Source organism: Zhouia amylolytica AD3, assembly GCF_000511935.2.
In the GTDB taxonomy this organism is placed as follows: domain Bacteria; phylum Bacteroidota; class Bacteroidia; order Flavobacteriales; family Flavobacteriaceae; genus Zhouia; species Zhouia amylolytica.
The window spans coordinates 1-11865 of sequence record NZ_AYXY01000021.1; the positions used below are offsets into that span (position 1 = coordinate 1).

11 protein-coding genes are annotated in these 11865 nt (G+C 36.3%); 7 read left to right on the plus strand and 4 right to left on the minus strand.

The genetic code is table 11. From position 1 onward, the window contains the following. Positions 1–109: 109 nt before the first annotated feature. The gene (pepE, locus tag P278_RS09740; protein ID WP_038266012.1) at positions 110–814 is read right to left on the minus strand and encodes a dipeptidase PepE; all 705 of its coding nucleotides are present in this window, start codon (positions 812–814) and stop codon (positions 110–112) included. A gap of 146 nt (positions 815–960) precedes the next feature. Between pepE and P278_RS09745 the strand changes: the two genes are divergently transcribed. The 6 genes from P278_RS09745 (at position 961) to P278_RS09770 (ending at position 7196) form a co-directional block, all read left to right on the plus strand. Further along, on the plus strand, positions 961–1719 hold the full coding sequence (locus tag P278_RS09745) for a carboxypeptidase-like regulatory domain-containing protein (RefSeq protein WP_038266015.1): 759 nt from the start codon (positions 961–963) through the stop codon (positions 1717–1719). Further along, positions 1703–2485, plus strand: a complete 783-nt coding sequence (locus P278_RS09750) for a carboxypeptidase-like regulatory domain-containing protein (RefSeq protein WP_051413509.1) — start codon at positions 1703–1705, stop codon at positions 2483–2485. The genes P278_RS09745 and P278_RS09750 overlap by 17 nt, the downstream gene beginning before the upstream one ends. A gap of 93 nt (positions 2486–2578) precedes the next feature. After that, the gene (locus tag P278_RS09755; RefSeq protein WP_038266020.1) at positions 2579–3085 is read left to right on the plus strand and encodes a DUF6702 family protein; all 507 of its coding nucleotides are present in this window, start codon (positions 2579–2581) and stop codon (positions 3083–3085) included. A gap of 62 nt (positions 3086–3147) precedes the next feature. Further along, complete coding sequence (locus P278_RS09760; protein WP_038266024.1) at positions 3148–5451, plus strand: M1 family metallopeptidase; 2304 nt, start codon at positions 3148–3150, stop codon at positions 5449–5451. Positions 5452–5605: 154 nt separating this feature from the next. Further along, the gene (gene map, locus P278_RS09765; RefSeq protein ID WP_038266027.1) at positions 5606–6427 is read left to right on the plus strand and encodes a type I methionyl aminopeptidase; all 822 of its coding nucleotides are present in this window, start codon (positions 5606–5608) and stop codon (positions 6425–6427) included. 4 nt (positions 6428–6431) lie between these two features. Beyond that, positions 6432–7196: a class I SAM-dependent methyltransferase gene (locus tag P278_RS09770; protein ID WP_038266030.1), complete on the plus strand. Its 765-nt coding sequence runs from the start codon at positions 6432–6434 to the stop codon at positions 7194–7196. Here the strand turns inward: P278_RS09770 and P278_RS09775 are convergent, their stop codons facing one another. Further along, positions 7197–8204, minus strand: coding sequence for an FAD:protein FMN transferase (locus tag P278_RS09775; RefSeq protein ID WP_235444277.1), 1008 nt, complete (start codon positions 8202–8204; stop codon positions 7197–7199). A 13-nt stretch (positions 8205–8217) separates the two neighbouring features. Next, positions 8218–8577: a hypothetical protein gene (locus P278_RS09780; RefSeq protein ID WP_038266036.1), complete on the minus strand. Its 360-nt coding sequence runs from the start codon at positions 8575–8577 to the stop codon at positions 8218–8220. Positions 8578–8749: 172 nt separating this feature from the next. Between P278_RS09780 and P278_RS09785 the strand changes: the two genes are divergently transcribed. After that, the gene (locus P278_RS09785) at positions 8750–10573 is read left to right on the plus strand and encodes a vWA domain-containing protein (RefSeq protein WP_038266038.1); all 1824 of its coding nucleotides are present in this window, start codon (positions 8750–8752) and stop codon (positions 10571–10573) included. A gap of 30 nt (positions 10574–10603) precedes the next feature. On the opposite strand, the gene P278_RS09790 is transcribed toward P278_RS09785, so the two are convergent. Next, positions 10604–11757 (minus strand): IS3 family transposase gene (locus P278_RS09790; protein ID WP_235444231.1). Its coding sequence is split into 2 segments (ribosomal slippage): positions 10604–11484 and positions 11484–11757, totalling 1155 coding nucleotides; the frame shifts between segments, so codons are not numbered across the junction. Between the last annotated feature and the right edge of the window lie 108 nt (positions 11758–11865).

Below are 11865 nucleotides of genomic sequence, written 5' to 3' on the forward strand. Positions count from 1 at the left end.
AGCTATAATGGGTTCCGCAACAGGTGCGGAATGACAGAGGAAGGACAAAGGAAAGAAATTGGAATAGAATGACCTGGTTTTTATTTGAACTCCTTTTTTCAGAAAGCTGCTAATAAAAATCTATTTCGGCACCTGAAGCAACTTCATAAGGAGCTTTATTTTGCTCAAAAATTCGAGCAGAGAGCTCCCCTTTTAAAGTAATTCGATCACCTTCCACATTTAGCCAACTTCCTTCTCTAATTCCAACTACTGGTTGGGTATTTATATTATGAAACTCCTTGATTCGGGTTTCCCTGGTTTCTCCCATATGAGTACTTCCTTTAATCGGATCTAAATAATGAGGGTTGATATTAAAAGGAACCAAACTTAATGTTTTAAAGCTCGGAGGATATACAATAGGCATATCATTCGTGGTCTGCATGGTGAGTCCTGTAATATTGGATCCGGCGCTGGTCCCAAAATAAGGCGTTCCATTAAGCACAGATTCACGAATCACTTCCATCAGGTTGTTTTTATATAGCATCTTAACTAAAAGAAATGTATTTCCGCCTCCAGTAAATATGGCTTGGGCATTTTTTACAGCCTTTACGGGATCAGAAAAAGTATGTATCCCGGTAATTTTTTTATTAATTTTCTCAAAACCATTTTGAGCTATTGTCGTATAATCATCATGGGTTATACCACCGGGTCTGGCGTAAGGAACAAATAATACTTCGTTAACCTCGCTGAGAAACTGATCAAGTTCTGGTAAAATGTAATCTAAATAACTTCCTCCGTGAACTGTTGAAGTACTTGCTATAATAAGCTTTTTCATTATGACAATTGTTAAGTTCGATAACAAAGATATTCTTAGTTAAGAATTTCACATGCTATTTTTTTGTAAATTTAAGTAATTACATTTAACATAATTTTGGCCTTTAAAGCAAGATAAAATAATAAAATTGTAATCAAATTTAACTTATGAAAGCACTACCTGCCTACTTCTTGACATTATTTTTACTTGTAAACGTCTCTGTAGCACTTGCTCAAGACGGAATTCTACTTAGAGGTACTGTACTACACAACAACAAGGTAGTTCCTGACATAAATATCGTAAATACGACCACAGAAAAAGCGACAGTTACCAATAATAGCGGAAGTTTTGAAATCGAGGTTAATGAAGGGGAAGTTCTTGCTGTGATTTCATTAAATTTTCAGCTTCAAAGTATTACAATTACCCAAAGCATTATAGACAACAAAAGGCTGGTTATCCAGTTAAAAGAAAAGATAACAGAACTTGACGAAATCGTACTCACTCAAAAAGACAGGGAGGAAACGCTAAAATTAAGAAACGAAGAGTTTAAGCGTGTATTTTATGACCGGGATGAGGCTACTCCTGTAGAAAATGAAGCATTACCAGATCATTTAAAGGGTATGGAATACGGGTTAAATTTTGTTAACATTTACAAAGCTATTTTCAAATCGAAAAAAGATAAAGAACCAGAATTTGAGGATCGTTTAAAACCAAGTGAACTCCTCAGGCAAGTCTATGACGATCGATTTTTTGTTATGGACTTGAAAATACCACAAAACAAAATAGACGACTTCCTCTATTACTGCGATTATAAATTACCATCTGATTCATTGCTTACCAAGGCAAACGAATTTCAATTGATCGATTTTTTAGTAACTGAAAGCAAGGCTTACCTTAAAGAACAAAACATTGATCCTCAGAATTAATCTACTTTTAATTTTAGGTTGTTTTGGTTGTGCTTTTTCATCCGCCCAAACCACTTTAATAAAGGGCAAGGTAAAAGCACCCGGAGTTTTAGAAGGGATTCATGTGATCAACCTGAATACAAATTATGCTACAATCACTAATCCTGAGGGAGTGTTCGAAATTAAGGTCGCTCTTAACGACAGTATTAAATTTTCATCCGTAGAATATCAAAACAGAACCATAAGAATTGACAGTACTCACTTTAAAGAAGGGAAATTACATATCACCCTGGTTAGTGATGTCAACAAATTAGATGATGTTGTTGTCACTCCTTATAATTTATCGGGAAGTTTATCTAATGACCTCAATAACATCAAACTAAAAAAAGAAGTAAGCGCTATTTCATTAGGACTGCCTAACGCAACCGTAACACCTCCTACTCAATCAGAAAGACGTTTATATACTGCCAGAACTTCAGCAGGTCTCATTCCTCTCGATTTAATCATCAATTCAATTACGGGAAGGATCAAAAGATTAAAAATGCAGGTTAAACTTGAGGAAAAGGAAAAGACCACAGATAAGGTCAAAAGAAGTTTCGAAAAAGACTTTTATACAGACCACCTTAAAATACCGGAACATAAAATTGATGCTTTTATCTATTTCTGTGCCAGTGACCCCAAATTTCAAAACCTTCTCAAGCTAAAACAACCTTTGAAAATGTTAGAACTTTTACAGGAAAAAAGTGCCGAGTTTAATAGGTTTAACGTTTCCGACGAAGGTAATTAAGTAAATTCTATCTGATAAAGTTTTAACGGATCTTAAGGATAAAGGTTAAACTCTTTTTTATATTTTGCGGCACATTTTCAAGTTCAGAGCTATATGAAAAAGATTAAGAAATTTATTCTCATCTTAATTCTGCCTTTATTTGCATTTACTACACTTCATAAATTCTATGTAAGTGTTACTAATATTAACTATTCTGATCAGGATAAGTCACTTCAAATTATCAGTAGGATATTCATTGATGATTTTGAAGACACTCTTGAAGAGCGATATCAAATAAAGCCAAAGTTAATGAGTGATAAGGAGATGCCGAACATCGATCTTTATATCGAACGTTATTTGAAACATCACTTGAATGTTAAAGTTAACAATAAGAAGGTAGACTTAAAATACCTGGGCAAGGAATACGACAATGATGTTGTTAAGTGCTATATAGAGATTGAAGGAATCGATGCTGATGCATTAAAATCTATTGAGGTTGAAAACTCATTACTTTTTGAGTTGTTTGAGAAACAAAACAACATTGTTCATTTTAAAATTGATGACCTTAGAAAAAGCTTTTCCCTCATTTCCGGAAATGATAAAGCTTTGTTAAATTTTTAAACAATTCTTTAACAAAAATTATAAAATTAATTACTTTAACCCGCTTAAAACCAATAATTACTATGCTAAAAATTAAGAATTGCATTCTTGCAGTTATTTTTCTGAGTGCGTCGTTTGCGACCGCACAACAAGAAGAAGCTAAGCAAGAGCGTAAACCAGGACACATTAACAATAATAAGTTTAGACAACTTTATCAGGAGTTTGCTACTCCTAACATGTTCAGAACTGCTTCAGGAGCCCCTGGTCCTTCTTACTATCAACAACAAGCCGATTACAAGATGGATCTCGTTCTTGATGACGAAAACCAAAAACTATACGGAGAAGAAACAATTACTTACACTAACAATTCTCCAGATGTTTTGGAATACTTATGGGTTCAGTTGGATCAAAATGTTAGAGCCCAGGACTCTGACACTTATTTAATAGAGAGCGACAGAACCTCATTTGCTGACCAGCCGGGAAGCTTTGTAAAAAAGCATTTTGAAGATAAGTTTGATGGTGGTTTTAAAATTGAGGCTGTTAAGGATAGTAAAGGAAACCCTTTAGCTCATACCGTTAATAAAACTATGATGCGTATCGACATCCCTAAGCCTTTAAAACAAGGGGAAAGCATTGATTTCAGTATCAAATGGTGGTACAACTTAAACAATCACCTTGTAGATCGTGCAAGAAGTGGTTATGAGCATTTTGAGAAAGACGGAAACAACCTGTATATCATCGCACAATTCTTCCCTAGAATGTGTGTTTACAGTGATGTGGAAGGCTGGCAAAACAATCAGTTTTACGGACGTGGTGAATTTGCACTACCTTTCGGAAACTACGAAGTAAATATTACTGCTCCTGCTGATCATATCATGGATGGTACCGGGGTTCTTACTAACCGTAAGGATCTTTTCACTAAAGAAGAATATGCACGTTGGGAAAAGGCTCAAAAGTCGTATGATGAACCTGTGGTAATTGTAACTCAAGAGGAAGCTGAACAAAAGGAAAAATCATTTTCTAAGAAGACCAAGACATGGAAGTTTGAGGCTGAAATGGTAAGAGATTTTGCTTTTTCATCTTCAAGAAAGTTCATTTACGATGCCATGGCTGTTGACATCAATGGTCGTAAGGTAATGGCTGTTTCTATGTATCCTAAAGAAGGAAACCCTTTATGGGAAAAATATTCCACCAAAGCAGTAGCGAGTACTTTAGAATCTTATTCTAAATACACTTTCGACTATCCATATCATAAAGCGATCTCTGTACATTCTAAAAACCAGGGTATGGAGTATCCTATGATTTGCTGGAATTATGGTAGACCTGATGAGGACGGGAGTTACAGTGACCGAGTTAAATTTGGAATGATCAGTGTTATTATTCACGAGGTAGGACACAATTTCTTCCCAATGATTGTTAACTCTGATGAGCGTCAGTGGACCTGGATGGATGAAGGTTTAAACACCTTTATGCAATATTTAGCTGAGCAGGATTTCCAAAAAAAGCATTTACCGGAACTAGATGCTTATCCTTCTCGAAGAGGACCTGCCAAAAACATTGTTAGATACATGGGTGGAGACCAGGACTTTTTATCTCCTATCATGACCAATTCTGAGAACATCTATCAATTTGGTTCAAATGCATATGCTAAACCTGCAACTGGTCTTAATATCTTAAGAGAAACCATTATGGGGCCTGAATTATTTGATCATGCCTTCATGACCTATGCCCAGCGTTGGAAATTCAAACATCCTACCCCTGAAGATTTCTTCAGAACAATGGAGGATGCATCTGCGATGGACCTTGATTGGTTCTGGAGAGGTTGGTTCTTTACCACTGACTATGTTGACATGGGCGTAAAAGATGTTAAAAAGCTTTACGTTTCTTCTAAGCCTAATCAACAAATGAAAGAATATATTGCTGCAAGAAATATGAGCGAATCAGATTTACCTTCGCTTGTATACCTGGTAGAAGAGGGCAGTGAAGACTATAAAAACAGTGTCGCTAACAACTCAGATTCTGAGAACTTCAAAACTCTTAACGAGTATATCATGGACAACTTCTCAGCTGCAGAACGTAGCGAGCTTAAAAATCCAAAATACTTTTACGAGATTACTTTTGAAAAACCAGGTGGACTTCCAATGCCTTTAATAGCACAGTTTACTTATAAGGATGGTTCTACTGAAACTGTTAAATATCCTGCAATGGTTTGGAGAAAGAACGATGCTGAGGTTGTAAAAGTGGTTGCTTCAGAAAAAGAAATCACTAACATCATCGTGGATCCAAAAGAAGAGACTGCAGATATAGATACTTCTAATAACACGTGGCCTAAAAAGGAAACAAAGTCTGAATTTAACCAATTCAAAGAAGGAGTTAAGAAGAAATAACATTATTATATACCAACTTAAAAGCCGCATATTACAATTATGCGGCTTTTGTTTTTTCCGGGATATTGAGAACCATCTGTTTTGAAAAATATTAGCTACTTTTGCAGCCATACAGAATTAGCAATAATTCAACATACCATTAAAAATACATAACATGATAAAGATTAAATCACCTGAAGAAATTGAGTTGATGAGAGAAAGTGCCTTAATTGTTTCTAAAACCTTAGGAATGTTGGCCAGAGAAGTAAAACCAGGTGTTACCACTTTACAACTAGATAAATTAGCTGAAGAATTTATTCGTGACCACGGAGCGATTCCAGGTTTTCTGGGGTTATATGACTGTCCGTCTACCTTGCTTACCAGTACCAATATGGCAGTAGTTCATGGACTACCTACCAATGAACCTCTTAAGGAAGGAGATATTGTATCTATAGATTGTGGTGCCTTAATGAATGAATTTTATGGTGATCATGCCTATACTTTTGAAGTTGGTGAAATTGATCCTGAGACTAAAAAGCTTCTAGAGGTCACCAAAGAATCTCTATATATTGGAATCCGCGAATTTAAAGCTGGCAACCGAGTTGGAGATGTTGGTTTTGCTATTCAAAAATATTGCGAAGATCAGGGATATGGAGTAGTAAGAGAACTTGTAGGGCATGGTTTAGGAAAAAAGATGCACGAAGAACCTGAGATGCCAAACTATGGTAAAAGAGGACGCGGGAAGAAATTTGTAGAAGGTATGGTTGTAGCGATAGAGCCTATGATCAATATGGGAACCCGAAGAATTAAACAATTAAAGGACGGCTGGACCATTGTTACTGCCGATGGTAAACCAAGTGCTCATTTTGAGCATGATGTAGCTTTAATTAATGGGAAACCTGAGATCTTGTCTACATTTAAGTATATCTATGATGAATTAGGCATCGAAAGTAATGAGGAGGATGAATTCAGACAAAATCCTTTAATCCTTAGCTAGTTTCTTGAAAAAGATATTTAAAATAATTTTGAATACGGTTCCGCGCCCCTGGTTGATTCGCATGAGTTATTGGGTGCGGCCTTTAATGGCCTTTTATCTAAAAGGCGATACTTACACGGATCCAATAGATGGTAAGAGTTTTAAAAGCTTTCTACCTTATGGGTATGGGAAACAGCGCAACAATGTGCTTTCACCAAGCACCCTATCACTGGAACGTCACAGACTATTATGGCTTTTCTTAAAAAGTGAAACAAACTTTTTTCAAGACCCATTAAAAGTTCTGCACTTCGCTCCTGAACAAGCTTTTTATAAACGATTCAGGAAGCAGGAAAACCTGGAATACACCACTACAGACATAGAATCTCCCCTGGCGGATGTTAAGGCAGACATCTGCAATTTACCTTTTAAGGACAATGAATTTGATGTCATACTATGCAATCATGTATTGGAACACATCAAAGATGACACAAAAGCTATGCAGGAGCTCTTCAGGGTGATGAAAAAAGGAGGATGGGGCGTGTTTCAGATTCCTCAGGATTTAAACAGAGAAGAAACCTTTGAAGACGATTCTATTACAGACCCGAAAGAACGTGCTAAAATATTTGGGCAGTACGATCATGTAAGAGTCTATGGACGGGATTATTTTGATAAGTTAAGGACTATTGGTTTTAAAGTAGAAGCAGTGCCCTATTCAAAAAAAATCGCTCCAGAATTAGTGGAACGATTTGCTTTGGACATCAATGAAGTTATCCCATTTTGTCGTAAATAGTTATTTAACCAATAACTTTTTAAATCCTTCTGTTTTATATTCTTTTAGACTATCTTTTCCTGCCGCGCTAATAAAATAAGCCTCTACATCATTTAATTTTTCCAATAGAGCCTTTGATTCTTCGAATGGCATAGCCATAAAAGCAGTAGCATAAGCATCAGCTTCCATACAAGTTGAAGCAATGACAGTAACGCTCAAAACATCAGACTTTTGCGTATAACCTGTTTTAGGGTTAATAGTATGCACGAACCGTTCGCCCGTTAATGAGTCTAACCTAAACTTTCTGTAATTACCACTGGTAGCCATCGCCTTATTCTTCAATTTAATTTTTGCAATCAAAGTTCGTTCTCCCTCTTGTTGGGTCGGGTCGTCAACTGCCACAATCCAATCTTTCTCTTTTACTACATTTTTACCTTTAGTAAGAATCTCTCCTCCTATTTCAATGATATAATTATTAATTCCATGCTCATCAAACATACGTCCAATTAAATCTAATGTAAACCCTTTTGCAAGTGCATTAAAGTCAAAATAAACATAGGGATGATTTTTAAGAATATATCCTTCTTCGGTAATAGACACTTTATCAAAACCGGTAAATTCTAAAATACTATCCACCTGTTCTTGCTCTATTCTGGCGAGTGGCTTGTCAGGCCCAAAACCCCAGGCATTCACAAGGGCTCCAACAGTAGGGTCAAACAATCCATTTGTTTCCTTCCATATGCGTTGTGCTGTAAAAAAGACTTCCTTAAAATTAGCATCCACTGCAATGGTACTATCTCCCTTATTTATTTTAGAAATATCAGAGGTTGGTATATAGGTTGACATCGAACGGTTCATATTTTCAAACACCGTTTGAATTTCATCATCTAAGCGAATGGAATCATGAGCTACTTCATATTGTATGTGGAATGTTGTTCCCAACGCCTGTCCCTCTTCATATTGTAATATCGAATTTGCTGATTGCTTCTGCTCAGTTTTACAAGCAAAAATCAAAAGGCTTAATGCCAAAATAAAAGTGCACTTAAATCTTAATAATACCATCGTATTTTATAATATAGTTTTGTTCTTTATTCACTGGTTTTTCATAATCTGAAGCATTAGCAATCCCCACACCCGCATAATAAGTTGAGGCCTTAAACTTTGTAGCGTGTTCTTTAATTGTTTCCATAAAAAGATAATTTATCTCAGACGGATTTTCCGGGTATAGAACAGCTCTGACTATTATAAAGTGTAGCTTTTTATCTTTTAAACAGACAAACTGTGGATCTTTTTTTAATTTACTATTTACGGCCATAAACTCGAAACCGTTTTTTTCGAGGTCTTTACCCACCACATTCATTGCCAGATTATGTAACTCTTGTTCTGTTAATTCTTCTGCCATAGCAGTTTTTTAAATGTTACTTTGAAGTCAGGCAAAATTACAAAATATATATACGACACCCGATGGAAGGCAACATATATAATTATTCAACCCTGGTTAGACAAATTCCCTGAAGCAGGCATTTTCCTACTTTGGTACGATAGTTGTTTCTAATCATACAAATCTTCATATTATGAAAACAATAATCACCTTTCTATTCTCATTATTAGCAATTTTTACCTTCGCTAAAGAACGAACTATAACAGGTGTGGTTACTAACAATGGTCAGCCGCTACCTGGAGTTAACATTGTAGTTAAAGGCTCCACTAATGGAACCACAACAGACTTTGACGGCAACTATAGCATCAAAGCTGAAACGGGAAACGTTCTGGTTTTTTCCTATATCGGCATGAAGACCAAAGAAATTAAAATCACCAATCAATCGGTATATAATGTGGTGCTTGAAAGCGATCATTCTACGCTTGAAGAGATCGTGGTGACTGAATATGATCAAGAAATGATTAAATCTAATGTGGCTGTAGCTTATGGGCGAAAGAAGGAACAAAATATTGTGTTAAGGGGAATTGTAAGTGAACCTACTAACGAATCTTATGCTGAGATACAAGAAAACGAATTTCAGCAGCCAAAATACAAACCACTTTCAACCTTTTCAATTGATGTCGACAAGGCTTCATACAGCAATATGAGGCGAATGATTAATACAGGTATAAAGATTCCTAAAGATGCGATTAAAACAGAAGAGCTCATTAACTACTTTAATTACTCATACACTCAACCAAAAGGAGATGTCCCCTTCTCTATTCAAACAGAATTGAATTATGCGCCATGGAATAAAGAACATCAACTGGTTAAAATAGGAATTCAGGGGAAGAAGATACCTCTTGATAACGTACCCGCTTCTAACCTGGTATTTTTATTAGACGTATCTGGTTCAATGCATAGTCGCAACAAACTACCGTTATTAAAATCCGCTTTTAAATTATTGGTAAATCAATTACGCCCACAAGACAGGGTTTCCATTGTGGTATACGCGGGTGCAGCGGGTATGGTTTTAGAGCCTACATCCGGAAAAAACAAAAACAAGATTATGGAGGCTTTAAATAAGCTTGAAGCCGGAGGTTCTACTGCAGGTGGTGCCGGGTTAGAACTGGCTTATAAAATCGCAGAAGAGCATTTCATTAAAAGAGGCAATAATCGCATCATATTAGCTACAGATGGTGATTTTAACGTTGGTGCTTCGAGTGATAAGGCCATGGAAGAATTAATTGAGGAAAAAAGAAAAAGCGGGGTTTATTTAACATGTTTAGGGTTTGGAATGGGAAACTATAAGGATTCTAAACTGGAGACACTCGCAGACAAAGGGAATGGAAACCATGCTTATATAGATAGTATGCAAGAGGCTCAACGAGTACTTGGGACTGAATTTGGAGGCACCATCTATACAATTGCAAAAGATGTGAAAATACAGGTTGAATTTAATCCGGCTAAAGTAAAGGCCTATCGACTCATTGGATATGAGAATCGTCTTTTAAATGATGAAGATTTTAAAGATGACACTAAAGATGCCGGCGAATTGGGAAGCGGTCATAATGTTACAGCTTTATATGAAATCATTCCATCGGGCATCGAAAGTAATTATCTAAAGGATATTGACTCTTTAAAATATAGTTCCGTAAAAAACGACACTCATTTTTCGGACGAATTACTCACTGTAAAGTTCAGGTATAAAAATCCTGATGGAAATAAAAGCAAAGAGCTTGTTCATTCTGTAAAAACCACTTTGAAAGCACCTTCTGTAGATTTCAGCTTCACGGCTGCAGTAGCTGCATGGGCTATGTACCTCAGGGAATCGGAATATCTCAATGGTATGAAAAAAGAAAACATCATTGAACTTGCCCAAAAGAGCAAGGGTAAAGATGATGATGGGTACAGAGCGGAGTTCATCAGATTGATGAAAAGTTACAATTACCATCCGGAAGGTACTGAGTCGTCCTAATATAGGTTGACAGTTTTTAAAAAAGTTAAATCAAACCAGAGTAGTTCGCTTCTCTGGTTTTTTTATATGTACAAAATTAGGTGTTTTCATGTTAAGACTTAAATGTGGTCTTACATTATTGTAAGTATCAATAGACTCTTTAACCAGGAGTTCAAGTTCTTTCTTGTTATTGCATTGATAAATTAAAAATTCACTTTTTAAGATACCGTTTATTCTTTCGGCTAATGCATTTTGATAACAGTCATCCCCTGTAGTCATGGAAGGTCTGATATTGTTTTTTCTCAATTCCGTTTGATAAACCTCGGAGCAATATTGTAGCCCTCTATCCGAATGATGGATGAGCTTAGTGTCGTTTACTCTATTGTTGATGGCCATTTTAAGAGCCTTGACCACATTATCACTATTCATGTTGTCACTTAATTGATACCCCATTATCTTTCTACTGTAGGCGTCAGTAACTAACGATAGATAATGTGTGGCCTTCCTGGATTTCACATAAGTAATATCGCTTACAAAGTACTGTTCTGGCCTGTTGATTACTTGATCCTTCATAAGGTTGTCATGTTTTCTTAACCAGTGTTTGGAATCGGTTGTTTTTGTATAGTTCTTCTTTGGCTTAACAAGTAAGGCTTCTGATCTTAAGTAAGTAAATAGGGCATCTCTACCTATTTTTATACCCTGTAGCCTAAACTCGTCCCTTAGTAGATAATACAGCTTTCGCGTACCTATTCTTGGCATCTGCATACGCAATTGAAGTACTAATGCTTTTATTTTGGCAAGTTCCTTGGCTCGGGACTCCTGACGCTTTATGGACTGATAGAACCCTTGACGAGATATCTCAAACAACCGGCAACAACGTGATAGGCTCACTTCTTGTTCTTGCCTGATGCGTTGGATTGTTGAGATGAAAACTTTTTTCTGATTGAGGTACCATATTGACTGTCTGAGATATCAATCATCGTATTAAGAATCTTGTTCTTTAGTTTTTCATCATCTAACTCACGCTCTAAACGTTTAATTTTCTGTGCAGGTGTTTCTTTGGATTTCATAAATAGGTTTGGTTTGCTCCAGTCTAAGGTACCATGTTTTCTTAACCAAACCAAAACTGTGCTTCTACCTTGAATCCCGTAGTGTTTTTGAGCTTGCTTGTAGGTCATCTCGCCTTTTTCTACCTGCGAGACCACAGCTAATTTAAAGCCTAGGTTATAATCGCGCTGTGTGCGTTTGTTCCCTTTGTTCGTCCTTGTCTTTCATAAATAAGTCGTTTTTGTGTCAACTTATTTCAGGACGGG